Raw genomic sequence first — 16,557 nt, forward strand, 5'->3', positions numbered from 1 at the left:
CTAGAACAATAACCCAATAAACGAATACCGAACGAAATAATGATCCTGAATTATCATTTGTTCCATCTGAACTGTTATTGTTTGAGCTTGGTGTTTCTGATATAATGGTTTTTGTAAGGCAAAAATATAAAGGAGCTTGAAAATGAAAAGAAAAATAAAAAGGACAAAAAAATGGCAATTATACACAGCGATTGGTATTGCCAGTGCTATTGTTATCGGTGCTGCGGGAATTTTGATTTTTAGACAACCTTCCCAGTCAGCAGTCAAGGAGGAAACCTCTCATATCGTTACTGCTAAGGAAGGTTCCGTTGCTTCATCGGTTCTCTTGTCAGGTACGGTTACAGCAAAAAATGAACAATACGTTTATTTTGATGCTAGTAAGGGAGATTTAGATGAAATTCTTGTTTCGGTTGGGGACAAGGTCGAAGAAGGGCAAGCTTTGGTCAAATACAGCAGTGCAGATGCTCAAGCTGCCTATGATGCAGCAGAACGTGCAGTTGCAAAGGCAGACCGTCATATCGAGGAGTTAAACAAAGCTCGTGAAAATGCATCAGCTGCACCAGCTTCTCCACAGGTTCCAACAGAAGCTGGACTCCCAGAACAAGCGCAAGCAGCGACTTCTTCAGTATCTTCTATTGATTCTCAAATCAGTGATGCCAAGGATAACCGTGCAGATGCTGTGGCTCAGCTCAACAAGGCTCAAGCTCAGCTAGATGCTGCAACTGTCCTCAGTACACTAGAAGGGACTGTAGTTGAAGTCAATCGTAATGTTTCCAAATCGCCAACAGGTAATAGCCAAGTGGTAGTACATGTCGTAAGTAATGAAAACTTGCAGGTCAAAGGGGAGTTGTCTGAATACAACCTTGCTAATCTTTCTGTTGGGCAAGAAGTTACCTTTACTTCGAAGGTTTACCAAGATAAGAGCTGGACAGGAAAAATTAGCTATATTTCTGATTATCCTAAAAACAACGGAGAAGCAGCAAATGCAGCCCTTGGAGGAAATACTGGATCTAAGTACCCTTATACTGTTGATGTGACTAGCGATATCGGTGAGTTAAAACAAGGCTTCTCAGTCAGTGTGGAAGTCAAAAACAAGAGTAAGGCCATCCTTGTTCCTTTAACAAGTGTTGTTACCGAAAATGACAAAAACTATGTCTGGCTCGTTGACGACCAGAAAAAAGCGAAGAAGGTAGAAGTTACTTTGGGGAATGCGGACGCAGACAACCAAGAAATTACTTCAGGTTTGACAGACGGAGCCAAGGTCATCAGTAATCCAACATCTTCCTTGGAAGAAGGAAAAGAGGTGAAGGCTGATGAAGAAACTAATTAGTCTCAAAAATATCTGCAGGAGTTATCGAAATGGTGACCAAGAACTGCAGGTCCTTAAAAATATCAATCTAGAAGTTCAAGAAGGTGAGTTTGTCGCCATTATGGGACCGTCCGGTTCTGGTAAGTCCACTTTGATGAATACCATCGGAATGTTGGATACACCAACCAGTGGAGAGTACTACCTTGAAGGGCAAGAAGTTGCAGGCCTTGGAGAGAAACAACTGGCCAAGGTCCGCAACCAGCAAATCGGCTTTGTCTTTCAGCAGTTCTTTCTCTTGTCCAAGCTTAATGCGCTTCAAAACGTTGAATTGCCCTTGATTTACGCTGGAGTTTCGGCTTCAAAACGTCGAAAATTGGCTGAGGAATTTCTGGAAAAGGTTGAGCTAACGGAGCGTAGTCATCACTTACCTTCAGAGTTATCAGGTGGTCAAAAGCAACGTGTAGCGATTGCCCGTGCCTTGGTAAATAATCCCTCTATCATCCTAGCAGACGAACCCACAGGAGCCTTGGATACCAAGACAGGAAATCAAATCATGCAACTGTTGGTGGAGTTAAACAAGGAAGGGAAGACCATTATCATGGTCACGCATGAGCCTGAAATTGCTGCCTATGCCACACGCCAAATTGTCATTCGTGATGGTGTTATCTCATCAGACAGTGCCCTAGAAAAGGAGGAAAACTAAGATGCAGAATCTGAAATTTGCCTTTTCATCCATCATGGCTCACAAGATGCGTTCCTTCCTCACCATGATTGGGATTATCATCGGAGTTTCGTCTGTCGTTGTCATCATGGCTCTGGGAGACTCCATGTCTCGTCAGGTCAATAAAAACATGACCAAATCACAGAAGGATATCCATGTCTTTTTCTCTCCTATCAAAAGCAAGGACGGCTCCTTTACGCAGAAACAATCCGCTTTGACAGTCAGTGGGAAAGAAGAGGATGTTCATGTTGAACCACCAAAACCACTAGAATCCTGGGTCAAGGAAGCTGCCAAACTCAAAGGAGTAGACAGTTACTATGTCACCAACTCGACCAACGTCACCCTATCTTATAAGGATAAGAAAGTTGAACGAGCGACTCTGACAGGCGGAAATAGCACCTACATGAACGCAGTTGAAAATGAAATCGTTGCGGGTAGAAGTCTAAGACCGCAAGACTACAAGGAATTTGCCAGTGTGATTTTGTTGGATGAAGAATTAGCCAAGAGTTTGTTTGATAGTCCAGAAGCTGCGGTTAATCAAGTCATCTCTGTCAATGAATTTAGTTACCGTGTGATTGGCGTTTATACAAGCAATGAAGCTAAAACTGCTAAAGCCTTTGGGATTGGTGGTCTTCCAATTACGACCAATATCTCTCTCGCAGCTAATTTTAATACTGATGAAATCTCGAACATCGTCTTTCGTGTCAATGATACTAGTCTAACACAGACCTTGGGTCCAGAGTTGGCTCGAAAATTGACTGAGATTGCAGGTCTTCAGCAAGGGGAGTACCAAGTTGCGGATGCAACTGCCGCCTTCCAAGAGGTACAACAACTATTTGGTTTTATGACCACTGTTATCAGTGCCATTGCAGGGATTTCACTCTTTGTTGGAGGAACAGGTGTCATGAATATCATGCTGGTCTCGGTGACAGAACGTACGCGTGAGATTGGTCTGCGGAAGGCTCTTGGAGCCACACGGGCTAATATCTTAGTTCAGTTTTTGATTGAGTCCATGATCTTGACCTTGTTAGGTGGTGTCATCGGTCTTGGGATTGCTGCTGGAATGACCATGTTAGCCGGAGTATTGCTTCAAAACATGATTGCAGGTATCGAAGTTGGGGTGTCCCTCCCAATTGCTCTCTTTAGCCTGGCTGTGTCAGCCAGTGTTGGGATGATCTTCGGAGTCTTGCCAGCCAATAAAGCCTCTAAGCTTGATCCGATTGAAGCCCTTCGTTATGAATAAGATATAGAACAGAAAAAAACAAGATGGACACTTGTCTATCTTGTTTTTGTATGGAATTTCCTATCGAAAATCACTAAAAATATGATATAATGAAGTGTTAGAAAAACAGGTTTCATTAGCCTGGAAAGGAAAAATTATGTCTGAAAAGAATTTTTATATTACAACACCGATTTACTATCCGTCTGGTAAACTTCATATCGGTTCTGCCTACACAACCATCGCTTGTGATGTCCTAGCTCGCTACAAACGCCTCATGGGCTACGATGTCTTTTATCTGACAGGTCTTGATGAGCATGGTCAAAAAATCCAGCAAAAAGCGGAAGAAGCTGGCATCACACCTCAAGCTTATGTTGATGGGATGGCGGTTGGAGTCAAAGAACTCTGGAAATTACTCGATATCTCATACGATAAGTTCATCCGTACAACTGATGATTACCATGAAAAAGTTGTAGCACAGGTCTTTGAACGCTTGCTTGCTCAAGATGATATCTACTTGGGCGAATACTCTGGCTGGTATTCAGTTTCAGATGAGGAATTCTTTACAGAAAGCCAGCTTGCGGAAGTTTTCCGTGATGAAGCTGGAAATGTAACGGGCGGTATTGCTCCATCAGGTCACGAGGTTGAATGGGTTTCAGAAGAGTCTTACTTCCTTCGCCTCAGCAAATACCAAAATCGCTTGGTTGAATTTTTCAAATCACATCCTGATTTTATCACTCCTGATGGTCGCCTCAATGAAATGTTGCGTAACTTTATTGAGCCAGGTTTGGAAGACTTAGCGGTTTCTCGTACAACCTTTACCTGGGGTGTGCCAGTCCCATCAAATCCCAAACACGTTGTCTACGTTTGGATTGATGCCCTTCTTAACTATGCGACTGCTCTTGGTTACGGTCAAGAGGATCATGCTAACTTTGACAAGTTCTGGAACGGAACAGTCTTCCACATGGTCGGAAAAGACATTCTTCGTTTCCACTCTATCTACTGGCCAATCCTTCTCATGATGTTGGATATGAAATTGCCTGACCGCTTGATTGCCCACGGTTGGTTCGTCATGAAAGACGGCAAGATGTCTAAGTCTAAAGGGAATGTCGTTTACCCTGAAATGCTAGTAGAACGTTATGGACTGGATCCACTTCGTTACTACCTCATGCGTAGCCTTCCAGTCGGTTCAGACGGAACCTTCACTCCTGAAGACTATGTAGGCCGTATCAACTATGAATTGGCAAATGACCTCGGAAACCTCCTCAACCGTACAGTTTCCATGATTAACAAGTACTTTGATGGGCAAATCCCTGCCTACGTAGAAGGTGTGACAGACTTTGACAATGCTCTTGCACAAGTAGCAGAGCAATCTATCTCTGACTACCATACACACATGGAAGCAGTTGACTACCCGCGTGCCCTAGAAGCAGTATGGACTCTTATCTCTCGCACTAACAAATACATCGATGAGACAGCTCCATGGGTCTTGGCTAAGGATGAAGCCCTTCGTGACCAATTGGCAAGTGTCATGAGCCACTTGGCAGCCAGCCTTCGTGTCGTAGCTCACATGATTGAGCCATTTATGATGGGAACTAGTCGCGCTGTATTGGCACAACTTGGTCTAGCAGAAGTTTCTAGCCTAGAAAACTTGAGCTTGGCAGATTTCCCTGCAGATGTGACTGTTGTTGCCAAAGGAACACCAATCTTCCCACGCCTCGACATGGAAGAAGAGATTGCCTATATCAAGGAACAAATGGAAAGCAACAAACCAGCCGTCGAAAAAGAATGGAATCCAGATGAAGTTGAGCTCAAACTCAACAAGGATGAAATCAAGTTTGAAGACTTTGATAAGGTCGAGATCCGTGTCGCAGAGGTCAAAGAAGTTTCTAAAGTGGAAGGTTCTGATAAGTTGCTCCAATTCCGCCTAGATGCTGGTGATGGTGAAGATCGTCAAATCCTCTCAGGAATTGCCAAATACTATCCAAACGAACAAGAATTGGTCGGTAAGAAAGTCCAAATCGTTGCCAACCTCAAACCACGCAAGATGATGAAAAAATATGTCAGCCAAGGGATGATTCTCTCAGCTGAACATGATGGACAATTAACCCTTCTCACAGTTGATCCAGCTGTACCAAACGGAAGTGTGATTGGGTAAAAGCAAAAAACCAACGTTATGCACGTTGGTTTTTCTTGTTATTTGCAAGATTTTCTAAGAACTGGTCCATCTCCTTTTGCGACCTGAGGACAATTACTTTCTCTGGATAGGTTTGTTGAACCCGTTGATAACGTTCTTTAGCATGCTTTGTCCGCCCATCCCAGAGAATCCATCGGATAAATTCCCAGTCAAAGCGTTCAGGACAACCTGCAGCCATACTTTCTCTGACCTTGCCTCGGTATGTGAGATACCGTTTAAAGGCTCGAAAGAGACAGGTCAATGGTGAAAAATTGAGAAAGATGATTTGGTCAGCTTCCTGCATTCTTTCTTCGTAATAGCACCAAGAATAATTCCCATCAATGACCCAAGATTCATTCTTTGTGAGAAAGTTTTTCATCTCGCCCAGCATCCATTCGCGGTCACTGTCTTGCCAACCAGGTTGAAATTGGAGTGTGTCCATATGCAGTTTGGGGATAGAGTAGTAGTTTGATAACGTTTCAGCTAGAGTTGACTTGCCGGCTCCAGAATATCCTATGATTGCTATTTCCATTTTCTACCTTTTCTGATTAGAGGACAAAAAAACAGCCTCTATGGACTGTTTCTTATTTAGCAAGTTTAGCTGAAAGACGAGCTTTATCGCGGCTTGCTTTGTTTTTATGAATCAAACCTTTAGTTTCTGCTTTGTCGATAGCTGAGCTAGCAGCACGGAAAAGTTCTTCAGAAGGGTTTGCTTCGAAAGCTTTGATAGCAGTACGCATAGCTGATTTTTGAGCTGAGTTTTTTTCGTTTTGTTTAACGTTCAATTCAGCGCGTTTGATAGCTGATTTAATGTTTGCCAATGTTCTTACCTCCATATTTACTAACTATACCATTATATATGAAAACTTAGGTTTTGACAAGGGGAAATTATTTTTTTAGGTAAATTTCATCGATTTCGTGGTTTTTAGTCTTGTGGAGAATGACCTCGGCGCGATTCCTTGTCGGTTCGATATAGTTTTGTAGATTTGTGAGATTAATACTGGTCCAAACCTGATGTGCAAAGGCTTCAACTTCTCCAATCGGCATTTGCGTAAAGCGGTGGTAGTAGCTGTTGGGATCATTTTGGGCAAAGCTGAGCAGCTTTAAGAAACGATCCAGATACCAGCTTTCAATGTCCTCAACAGCAGCATCCACATAGATGGAGAAATCAAAGAAATCAGTGATGTAAAGGCGCTCATTTTGAGGGTTTTGAAAGACATTGATGCCCTCGACAATGACAAAATCAGCAGCTTTGACACGTTGCTTCTCTCCAGGAACAATGTCATACACTTCATGAGAATAGACAGGAATATCGACATCTTGCCCATTCTTTAGGCGGTCAAGAAAATTCAGCAAGGTTTCCATATCATAACTTTCAGGAAAACCTTTGCGATTTAAGATATCTTGGTCTATCAAGGTTTGATTGGGATAGAGAAAACCGTCAGTTGTCACCAATTCTACAGTAGCATCTGGGAGAGTGCGTGATAGTAGAATCTGAATCAAGCGACTAGTAGTCGATTTCCCCACAGCAACGCTTCCAGAAACCCCAATGATAAAAGGCTGAGATTTACTTTCGCGTTGAAGAAAAATTCCTTTTGAAAATGCCAAATCATCCTTAGTGCGCTTGTAAATATGGATAAGATGGACAAGGGGAAGATAGACGTCTGTTACGTCCTGCAGACTAATCTGGTCATTGAAACTCTTGATGGATTCTAACTCTTCCTCTGTCAAGGGAGGGGTTGTTTTGCGATGCAATGATTGCCAAGTCTGGCGACTGATTTTTTCAAAATGTAAAAATTCGTTGGTCATTTGTTTTCCCCTAGATATTTTGTTTATCATACCATAAAAAGCTAAAAAGATAAAGCGGTTTCTTGATGGTAGTAAGTCAATATCGTATAATAGAGGTAGATGGAGGTTGAATAATTTAATGATGAGATAGGGAATGGTTTCTGAAGAGTTATCAGTTATTGAAAGTGGGCTTTTTGGTTCACAACTTATAGGAGGTATGTAATGAAAATCTTGAGATGTTACTTATTGGAACTCTGTTTTATTTTAAGTTTTGCCTTACCTTTTATAAGGGGTGCGAATGCGGATAATGGTAGACGCTTTGTAGAAACCTATTACGGTTTTACCTTCTTAATGGATCATCTCCTTGTAACAGTTATCTTTATCTGTTCACTCTTGATTGCTTGGCTAGTAAAAAAGCAGTGGACGAAATGGCTTGCTGCTGGTAGTTATCTATTTTTGATTTTGTGGATTGCTACAGAAGGATATCTATTCCGTATGTCACTAGAAGATTTGATACGACTTTGGACAAGCTTGGAAATCTTGACACAAACTTATCAGTTGGGTTTATATCTAAACATCATATTGGGAATCTTGTTGATAATAAAGTATTTTAAGGTTAAGAAATAGTAATAAAAATGTGCCTGATTACAGACGAACTGTTTTTTCCTGACTATGATAATTTGTAGTTCCTGATAGATTGTAATGTATTTCTAATAATTGAAAGAGATTGAAGAAAAGGTTTTTTGACTAGGATTCTTCAGTCTTTTTCATTTTATCATCACTTTGTAAACGATTTACAATTCAAGCCAAATTATGGTAAAATAGTTTTATGAGTAAAATGTATTATGCAGAAAATCCTGACGCTGCTCACGACATTCATGAGTTGAGAGTGGAGTTGTTGGGAGAAAACATGACCTTTTTGACGGATGCGGGTGTTTTTAGCAAGAAAATGGTTGACTTTGGGAGTCAGCTCTTGCTCAAGTGTCTAGAGGTCAATGAAGGAGAGACGGTCCTTGATGTGGGTTGCGGTTATGGGCCATTGGGTTTGTCGTTAGCCAAGGCTTATGGAGCTCAGGCAACTATGGTCGATATCAATAATCGTGCCTTGGATCTAGCGCGACAAAATGCTGAACGTAATAAAGTAGAAGCAACGATTTTCCAATCCAATATCTATGAACAAGTTGAAGGGAAGTTTGACCATGTTATTTCCAATCCGCCCATTCGAGCGGGCAAACAGGTTGTTCATGAGATTATTGAAAAGAGCAGAGATTTCTTGAAAGACAGAGGAGATTTAACCATCGTCATTCAGAAAAAACAAGGAGCTCCAAGTGCTAAAAGTAAGATGGAAGACGTTTTTGGAAATTGTGAAATCGTAAAGAAAGATAAGGGATACTATATCCTTAGAAGTGTGAAAGAATGAGAGCAGTTGATTTAATCCAAAAGAAACGAGATGGTCAAGAACTGACTGCAGCTGAAATAAAATGGTTGGTAGAAGGCTATGTGGCTGGAACTGTTCCAGACTATCAGATGTCTGCTTTTGCTATGGCTGTTTATTTTAAAGGAATGACCACACGTGAGATTTCTGATCTAACGATGAATATGGTCAAGACAGGTCAGGAGTTTGACTTGTCAGCCATTGATGGGGTTAAAGTTGATAAGCATTCGACTGGTGGTGTAGGTGATAAAGTGACCTTAATCTTGGCTCCCCTTGTTGCGAGTTTCGGTGTGCCTGTTGCTAAAATGAGTGGTCGTGGTCTCGGCCATACTGGTGGGACAATTGATAAATTGGAGTCCATTAAGGGCTATCAAGTCGAGAGAAGTCAAGAGGATTTCATTCGTCAGGTACAGGATATTGGTGTATCTGTCATTGGGCAGTCCGATCAGCTGGTTAAAGCAGATAAACTTCTCTATGCCCTCCGTGATGTGACAGCAACTGTCGACACGATCCCTTTGATTGCGAGTTCGGTGATGAGCAAGAAAATTGCTGCAGGAGCGGATGCCATTTTGCTAGATGTAACGGTCGGTGAGGGTGCCTTCATGAAGACTGTTGATGAGGCGCGCGAATTGGCTCAAACCATGGTGGATCTTGGTAAGGCAGTTGGTCGAAAGACGGTAGCAGTCATTACCGATATGAGTCAGCCCTTGGGAAGAGCCATTGGCAATCGTCTTGAAATCCTTGAGGCATTGGAGATTTTACAAGGGAAAGGCCGTCAGGATATTACCCACTTTATCTGTGAATTGGCGCAGATTATGCTTGGGTTGGCTGATGTTGAGAAAACGATCGAGGAAATCCGTCAACACCTGGAAAATGACCAAGCACTGGCTAAGTTTGAAGAAATGGTAGCAGCACAAGGCGGTGATTTAGAAGATCTTTATCGTCCAGTCAAAGTTGCCCATGTGGTGGAAATTCCAGCTCAAGATACAGGTGTTATTTCAGCTCTTCCTGCAATGGAATTTGGACTCTATGCCATGAGACTAGGAGCTGGTCGTGCAATCAAGTCTGATGACTTGGACTATGAAACAGGGATTGTTTTTGAAAAGAAAGTTGGAGACTCCGTTCAAAAGGGTGAAATTGTTGCAAAAGTTTATACAAATGGAAAAATTTCTTCTGAACTAGTTACAGAATTTCAAAAATATGTTAAAATAAATGATGGAGTGCAAAGTTTACGAGAAATTATAGAAATTATCTCATAAAACCAGGGAGAATCCGAATATGAAGTTAAATAAATATATTGATCATACGCTTTTAAAGCAAGATGCAAGCCAAGAACAAATTGATCGTTTGCTATCTGAAGCGCGTGAGTATGACTTTGCCAGCGTTTGTGTCAATCCCACATGGGTGAATCATGCGAAAACAGGGCTTGAAGGCTCAGATGTAAAAGTTTGTACAGTAGTAGGTTTTCCTTTGGGAGCAACAACTTCAGCTGTGAAAGCTTTTGAAACAAAAGAAGCTGTCCAAAACGGTGCAGATGAGATTGATATGGTTATCAATGTTGGTGCCCTCAAATCAGGCAATCTGGATTTAGTTGAATCGGACATCCGTGCTGTCGTAGAAGCAAGTGGTGACAAGTTGGTGAAAGTCATTATCGAAGCTTGCTTGTTGACAGACGATGAAAAGGTTGTGGCCTGCCAATTATCCCAGAAAGCAGGCGCTGACTTTGTCAAAACATCAACTGGATTTTCAACTGGTGGTGCCACTATTGAGGATGTTAAGTTAATGCGTAAAACAGTCGGGCCGGATATGGGAGTTAAGGCAGCTGGTGGAGCGCGTTCTTACGCAGACGCTCTTGCCTTTGTGGAGGCAGGTGCTACTCGTATTGGAACATCCGCTGGTGTAGCAATCTTAAAAGGAGAATTGGCTGATGGCGACTACTGAGTTAATTGAACTAGCAATTGAAACCAGCAAGAATGCCTACGTGCCCTATTCTCACTTTCCTATCGGAGCTGTTTTAGTAGCCAAGGATGGTAGTATTTATACAGGTGTGAACATCGAGAATGCTAGTTATCCCTTGACTAACTGTGGGGAACGTACAGCTATCTTCAAGGCAGTCTCTGAGGGGAAACGGGAATTTTCAGAATTGATTGTCTACGGACAAACTGAAAAACCCATCTCGCCATGTGGTGCTTGCCGCCAGGTCATGGTTGAATTTTTTGAACAAGATCTAAAAGTGACCTTAGTCGCTAAAGATAAATCGACGGTCGAGATGACGGTCGGGGAGTTACTTCCATACTCATTTACAGACTTAAATTAGTCTGGGCCACTCTTGAAGTGGCTGTGGTCTGTGTGACCAAATAATCCATACTTGCAACATCGTTGCACATCTTATTTAGGAGGTTCAGTAATGAACAAGAAACAATGGCTAGGCCTTGGTCTAGTTGCAGTAGCAGCAGTTGGACTTGCTGCATGTGGTAACCGCTCTTCTCGTAACGCAGCTTCATCTTCATCAGAAGTGAAGACCAAAGCAGCGATCGTAACAGATACTGGTGGTGTTGATGATAAATCATTTAACCAATCAGCTTGGGAAGGTTTGCAAGACTGGGGTAAAGAACACAATCTTTCTAAAGATAAAGGTTATACTTACTTCCAATCAACAAGCGAAGCAGACTATGCTAACAACTTGCAACAAGCGGCTGGAAGTTACAACCTGATCTTCGGTGTTGGTTTTGCCCTTCACAATGCAGTTGAGGAAGCAGCAAAAGACCACTCTGACTTGAACTATGTCTTGATTGATGATGTGATTGAAGGTCAAAAGAATGTTGCGAGCGTAAGATTTGCGGATAACGAAGCAGCTTACCTTGCTGGTGTTGCAGCAGCGAAAACTACGAAAACAAAACAAGTTGGTTTTGTAGGTGGTATCGAATCTGAAGTTATTTCACGTTTTGCAGCTGGATTCAAAGCTGGTGTTGAGTCAGTAGACCCATCTATCAAAGTCCAAGTTGACTACGCTGGTTCATTTGGTGATGCTGCCAAAGGTAAAACAATTGCAGCAGCTCAATACGCTGCCGGTGCAGACGTCGTCTACCAAGCAGCTGGTGGTACAGGTGCTGGTGTCTTTGCTGAAGCAAAATCATTGAATGAAAACAAAAACGAAGACGAAAAAGTTTGGGTTATCGGTGTAGACCGTGACCAAGCAGCAGAAGGTAAATACACTTCTAAAGATGGTAAAGAATCTAACTTCGTTCTTGTATCTACATTGAAACAAGTTGGTACAACTGTAAAAGATATTGCCAACAAAACAGAAAAAGGTGAATTCCCTGGTGGACAAGTGATTGTTTACTCATTGAAAGATAAAGGGGTTGAGCTAGCAGTAACAAACCTTTCAGAAGAAGGTAAAAAAGCTGTTGAAGATGCAAAAGCTAAAATCCTTGACGGAAGCATTAAAGTTCCTGAAAAATAATGGATAAAAGTCATTTCTTAGGAAGCGGCCATTGGTCGCTTCTTTAAGAATTGAGGCAATTTTTGTCTCAATAGAGCTTGTTAATGTGATTAGCAGGTTTTATTGAAATAAAATAAACCTCTGAAAGGAAGAGCATATGGCACACGAAAATGTCATTGAGATGCGGGATATTACCAAGGTGTTTGGTGAATTTGTAGCAAACGACAAAGTCAACTTGCAACTGCGAAAAGGTGAAATCCATGCACTTTTAGGAGAAAATGGAGCGGGTAAATCCACTCTGATGAATATGCTGGCAGGACTTCTTGAGCCAACGAGTGGTGAAATTGTGGTGAATGGTCAAGTTGTAAAACTAGATTCACCATCTAAAGCCGCTGGTCTTGGAATTGGGATGGTTCACCAACATTTTATGTTGGTTGAGGCTTTTACAGTAGCTGAGAATATCATTTTAGGGAGTGAAATCACTAAAAATGGTGTTCTGGATATAGCTGGTGCTACTAAAGAAATCAAGGCTCTTTCTGAACGTTATGGTTTGGCAGTGGATCCAGCTGCTAAGGTAGCGGATATTTCTGTTGGTGCCCAACAACGTGTAGAGATCTTGAAAACGCTCTATCGTGGTGCTGATATCCTTATCTTTGATGAACCTACAGCCGTATTGACTCCTTCAGAGATTGATGAGTTGATGGCAATCATGAAAAACCTTGTCAAAGAAGGGAAGTCCATCATTTTGATTACCCATAAACTGGATGAGATTCGTGCGGTATCGAATCGAGTGACGGTTATCCGTCGAGGGAAATCAATCCAGACGGTTGAAATCGCAGGAGCAACAAATGCGGACTTGGCAGAAATGATGGTTGGACGCTCAGTCTCCTTTAAAACGGAAAAACAGGCACCACAACCCAAAGAAGTGGTCTTGTCTATCAAAGACTTGGTTGTCAATGAAAACCGCGGTGTACCAGCAGTAAAAAATCTTTCTTTGGATGTTCGTGCTGGTGAAATCGTCGGTATTGCAGGGATTGATGGCAATGGTCAATCTGAACTCATTCAAGCCATTACTGGTCTTCGTAAGGTTGAGTCAGGTAGCGTTGAATTAAAAGGCAAATCAATCGTGGGGATGCATCCTCGACAAATTACAGAACTAAGCGTGGGACACGTTCCTGAGGATCGTCACCGTGATGGCTTGATTTTGGAGATGATGATTTCAGAAAATATCGCTCTTCAAACCTACTACAAAGAACCACTCAGCAAGAATGGTATCTTGAACTATGCCAATATCACTTCACATGCTAAGAAATTGATGGAAGAATTTGACGTTCGTGCTGCCAGTGAATTTGTCCCTGCAGCTGCACTCTCAGGAGGGAATCAACAAAAAGCGATTATCGCTCGTGAGATTGATCGTGATCCTGATCTCCTTATCGTCAGCCAGCCAACTCGTGGTTTGGATGTCGGTGCCATTGAATATATCCACAAACGTTTGATTGAAGAACGTGATAACGGGAAGGCTGTCCTTGTTGTCAGCTTTGAATTGGATGAGATTTTAAATGTCTCAGACCGAATTGCTGTTATTCACGATGGTAAGATTCAAGGTATTGTATCGCCAGAAACAACTAACAAACAAGAACTTGGTGTCTTGATGGCAGGTGGAAACTTGGGAAAGGAGAAGAGTGATGTCTAAAAAATTACAACAAATTTCGGTTCCCTTGATTTCCGTATTCTTAGGAATCTTGCTCGGAGCCATTGTCATGTGGATCTTCGGATATGATGCTATCTGGGGCTATGAGGAGTTGTTCTATACAGCTTTTGGTAGCCTCCGTGGGATTGGAGAAATTTTCCGTGCCATGGGTCCTCTTGTCTTGATAGGTCTAGGTTTCGCAGTTGCCAGTCGTGCAGGTTTCTTTAACGTCGGGCTTCCTGGTCAGGCTTTGGCAGGCTGGATTCTCAGTGGTTGGTTTGCCTTGTCAAATCCAGATATGCCTCGTCTCGTTTTGATTCCATTAACAGTAATCATTGCTTTGATCGCAGGTGGAATTGTTGGTGCGATTCCAGGTATCCTCAGAGCCTATCTCGGTACGTCAGAGGTTATCGTGACCATCATGATGAACTACATTGTATTGTATGTGGGAAATGCCTTTATTCATGCCTTTCCTAAAGATATTATGCAAAGTACAGACTCAACGATTCGTGTTAGTGCCAATGCTACATACCAGACACCATGGTTATCAGAGTTGACTGGAAATTCTCGTATGAATATCGGAATCTTCTTTGCAATCATTGCTGTTTGTGTGATTTGGTTCTTGCTCAAGAAAACGACTCTCGGTTTTGAAATTCGCGCAGTTGGTCTCAATCCCCATGCTTCAGAGTACGCTGGTATTTCAGCAAAACGTACAATCATCCTATCAATGATTATCTCTGGTGCTTTGGCTGGTCTTGGTGGTGCTGTCGAAGGTCTTGGAACTTTCCAAAACGTTTACGTTCAGGGATCATCATTAGCTATCGGATTTAACGGGATGGCAGTTAGTTTGCTTGCTGGAAATTCACCAATTGGAATTCTCTTTGCAGCCTTCTTATTTGGAGTTTTGCAAGTAGGAGCACCAGGTATGAACGCAGCGCAAGTTCCGTCTGAGCTTGTTAGCATTGTAACAGCGTCTATTATCTTCTTTGTCAGCGTTCACTACATTATCGAACGCTTTGTCAAACCTAAAAAACAAGTTAAAGGAGGTAAGTAAAGATGTCTATTACAACATTACTCACCCTCTTGGTCTCTTCTATGCTGATATACTCAGCACCACTTATTTTTACGAGTATCGGAGGAGTTTTCTCTGAACGAGGTGGTGTCGTTAACGTCGGTCTTGAAGGAATTATGGTTATGGGAGCCTTTTCTGGGGTTGTCTTTAACCTTGAGTTTGCAGAACAACTTGGAGCAGCGACTCCTTGGATTTCCTTGTTAGTTGCTGGTATCGTGGGAGCTATTTTCTCCCTCATCCATGCAGTCGCAACGGTTCATTTCCGTGCAGACCATGTTGTCAGTGGTACAGTATTGAACTTGATGGCTCCTGCCCTAGCGGTTTTCTTGGTTAAAGTTCTTTATAACAAAGGGCAAACGGATAACTTAAGCCAGACTTTTGGACGTTTTGATTTCCCGGTTTTGGCTGATATCCCAGTGATTGGAGATATCTTCTTCAAGTCTACTAGTCTACTAGGTTATATCGCTATTGCCTTCTCTTTCCTTGCTTGGTTTATTCTCTTTAAGACACGCTTTGGTCTTCGCCTTCGCTCTGTCGGTGAACACCCTCAAGCAGCGGATACCTTGGGGATCAATGTCTACATGATGAGATATTTAGGGGTTATTATTTCAGGTTTCCTTGGGGGAATTGGGGGAGCGATTTATGCTCAATCAATTTCTGTCAACTTCTCAGTGACAACTATTGTCGGTCCTGGATTTATTGCCCTTGCTGCAATGATCTTTGGTAAATGGAACCCAATCGGTGCTATGCTTTCTAGTCTTTTCTTTGGACTTTCACAAAGTTTGGCAGTTATCGGTTCTCAATTACCTTTCCTACAAGGAGTGCCAGCGGTTTACCTTCAAATCGCGCCTTATGTCTTGACCATCCTGGTCTTGGCAGCCTTCTTTGGAAAAGCAGTTGCGCCTAAGGCAGACGGTATCAACTACATCAAGTCAAAATAAGCATACAAAAAAACGTCAGTTCAAACTGGCGTTTTATTTTTTAGGATTTTGATGGGTTAGGTTCAATCCCCAAGGAACGAGATTTTCAGTTTTGTTTTTGATGCGTGTGATATTATCCTTGTGACGAATGATAATCAAGCTAGCAAGTGCTAGGATAATCAAAATGAAGAGAGGGTCATAGCTGTTTAGGATAAAACCAAATAGTGGAAATAGGAGAACTCCGATAACGGCCGCGATAGAAGCAGTAACGCTAGACAGTGAAATCATACTGCCTAGATAGAGGGTTCCAAAAAATACAATCGCTAGATAGAGACAGAAGACAGGCGCAAATCCGAAAACAACCCCAGCACTGGTTGCGACAGCCTTGCCCCCTTTAAATCCTGCAAAGATAGGAAAGGTATGTCCAATTACGGCTAAAAGTCCAAAGACAAGAGGTGATACACCTTGTTGGTGGAAAAGAATAGGAAGTAGAGTGGCCAAAGTCCCTTTAAAGAAGTCAATCACAAAGGTTGCCATACCCGCTTTCTTACCCAAAATACGGAAAGTATTGGTTGTTCCGGTGTTTCCAGAACCATGTTCACGCAGATTTGTTTGAAAAAAGATTTGTCCAATCCAAAGACCAGACGGAATCGAACCTAGCAGATAAGCTAAAATTAATAATACAAATGTCATCATAGAACTATTATACCATGAAATGGTATAGAAAGTCAGAGAATATCCTGTGAAATTGTGACAGCTGAATGGGAAAAACTTTGCAAAATCCC

General features: G+C 42.1%; 17 protein-coding genes. 13 read left to right on the forward strand and 4 right to left on the reverse strand.

Features of this window, described 5'->3' with window-relative positions; all coding sequences use genetic code 11:
- Positions 1–142: 142 nt before the first annotated feature.
- The 4 genes from SOR_RS03925 (at position 143) to metG (ending at position 5,407) form a co-directional block, all read left to right on the forward strand.
- Positions 143–1,330: an efflux RND transporter periplasmic adaptor subunit gene (locus tag SOR_RS03925; RefSeq protein WP_000823296.1), complete on the forward strand. Its 1,188-nt coding sequence runs from the start codon at positions 143–145 to the stop codon at positions 1,328–1,330.
- A complete protein-coding gene (locus tag SOR_RS03930) occupies positions 1,314–2,012 on the forward strand; it encodes an ABC transporter ATP-binding protein (RefSeq protein WP_000733798.1) in 699 nt (232 codons plus the stop codon). Before SOR_RS03925 ends, SOR_RS03930 begins: the two co-directional genes overlap by 17 nt.
- Before the next feature lies 1 nt (position 2,013).
- Entirely contained in the window at positions 2,014–3,273 is a 1,260-nt protein-coding gene (locus SOR_RS03935) for an ABC transporter permease (RefSeq protein WP_001180394.1), read from the forward strand.
- A gap of 136 nt (positions 3,274–3,409) precedes the next feature.
- Positions 3,410–5,407 (forward strand): methionine--tRNA ligase, encoded by a 1,998-nt coding sequence (metG, locus tag SOR_RS03940; protein WP_001291355.1) that lies wholly within the window; start codon positions 3,410–3,412, stop codon positions 5,405–5,407.
- Positions 5,408–5,423: 16 nt separating this feature from the next.
- On the opposite strand, the gene SOR_RS03945 is transcribed toward metG, so the two are convergent.
- The 3 genes from SOR_RS03945 to coaA form a co-directional block, all read right to left on the reverse strand.
- Positions 5,424–5,957: a DNA topology modulation protein gene (locus SOR_RS03945; protein ID WP_000401465.1), complete on the reverse strand. Its 534-nt coding sequence runs from the start codon at positions 5,955–5,957 to the stop codon at positions 5,424–5,426.
- 52 nt (positions 5,958–6,009) lie between these two features.
- Entirely contained in the window at positions 6,010–6,246 is a 237-nt protein-coding gene (gene rpsT, locus SOR_RS03950) for a 30S ribosomal protein S20 (RefSeq protein ID WP_001274000.1), read from the reverse strand.
- A 67-nt stretch (positions 6,247–6,313) separates the two neighbouring features.
- Positions 6,314–7,234 (reverse strand): type I pantothenate kinase, encoded by a 921-nt coding sequence (gene coaA / locus SOR_RS03955; protein ID WP_000180519.1) that lies wholly within the window; start codon positions 7,232–7,234, stop codon positions 6,314–6,316.
- A gap of 201 nt (positions 7,235–7,435) precedes the next feature.
- On the opposite strand from coaA, the gene SOR_RS03960 reads away from it, so the two are divergent.
- The 9 genes from SOR_RS03960 (at position 7,436) to SOR_RS04000 (ending at position 15,793) form a co-directional block, all read left to right on the forward strand.
- Positions 7,436–7,840, forward strand: coding sequence for a hypothetical protein (locus tag SOR_RS03960; RefSeq protein WP_000698668.1), 405 nt, complete (start codon positions 7,436–7,438; stop codon positions 7,838–7,840).
- Positions 7,841–8,042: 202 nt separating this feature from the next.
- Complete coding sequence (locus SOR_RS03965; RefSeq protein WP_013670199.1) at positions 8,043–8,633, forward strand: class I SAM-dependent methyltransferase; 591 nt, start codon at positions 8,043–8,045, stop codon at positions 8,631–8,633.
- A complete protein-coding gene (locus tag SOR_RS03970) occupies positions 8,630–9,907 on the forward strand; it encodes a pyrimidine-nucleoside phosphorylase (protein WP_001202927.1) in 1,278 nt (425 codons plus the stop codon). Before SOR_RS03965 ends, SOR_RS03970 begins: the two co-directional genes overlap by 4 nt.
- Before the next feature lie 19 nt (positions 9,908–9,926).
- Positions 9,927–10,589, forward strand: coding sequence for a deoxyribose-phosphate aldolase (deoC, locus tag SOR_RS03975; RefSeq protein WP_000773704.1), 663 nt, complete (start codon positions 9,927–9,929; stop codon positions 10,587–10,589).
- Positions 10,576–10,965, forward strand: coding sequence for a cytidine deaminase (locus SOR_RS03980; protein ID WP_000246104.1), 390 nt, complete (start codon positions 10,576–10,578; stop codon positions 10,963–10,965). Before deoC ends, SOR_RS03980 begins: the two co-directional genes overlap by 14 nt.
- 90 nt (positions 10,966–11,055) lie before the next feature.
- Positions 11,056–12,111 carry a BMP family lipoprotein gene (locus tag SOR_RS03985; RefSeq protein WP_001036156.1) on the forward strand — a complete coding sequence of 352 codons (1,056 nt, stop codon included), beginning with the start codon at positions 11,056–11,058 and terminating at the stop codon, positions 12,109–12,111.
- A gap of 136 nt (positions 12,112–12,247) precedes the next feature.
- A complete protein-coding gene (locus SOR_RS03990; RefSeq protein WP_000929840.1) occupies positions 12,248–13,783 on the forward strand; it encodes an ABC transporter ATP-binding protein in 1,536 nt (511 codons plus the stop codon).
- Positions 13,776–14,834 carry an ABC transporter permease gene (locus SOR_RS03995; protein ID WP_000038682.1) on the forward strand — a complete coding sequence of 353 codons (1,059 nt, stop codon included), beginning with the start codon at positions 13,776–13,778 and terminating at the stop codon, positions 14,832–14,834. Before SOR_RS03990 ends, SOR_RS03995 begins: the two co-directional genes overlap by 8 nt.
- A gap of 2 nt (positions 14,835–14,836) precedes the next feature.
- On the forward strand, positions 14,837–15,793 hold the full coding sequence (locus tag SOR_RS04000; RefSeq protein WP_000029133.1) for an ABC transporter permease: 957 nt from the start codon (positions 14,837–14,839) through the stop codon (positions 15,791–15,793).
- Positions 15,794–15,826: 33 nt separating this feature from the next.
- Here SOR_RS04000 and plsY read toward each other — a convergent pair whose 3' ends face one another.
- On the reverse strand, positions 15,827–16,468 hold the full coding sequence (plsY, locus tag SOR_RS04005; protein ID WP_013670200.1) for a glycerol-3-phosphate 1-O-acyltransferase PlsY: 642 nt from the start codon (positions 16,466–16,468) through the stop codon (positions 15,827–15,829).
- Between the last annotated feature and the right edge of the window lie 89 nt (positions 16,469–16,557).

This window comes from Streptococcus oralis Uo5 (assembly GCF_000253155.1).
Lineage (GTDB): Bacteria > Bacillota > Bacilli > Lactobacillales > Streptococcaceae > Streptococcus > Streptococcus oralis_L.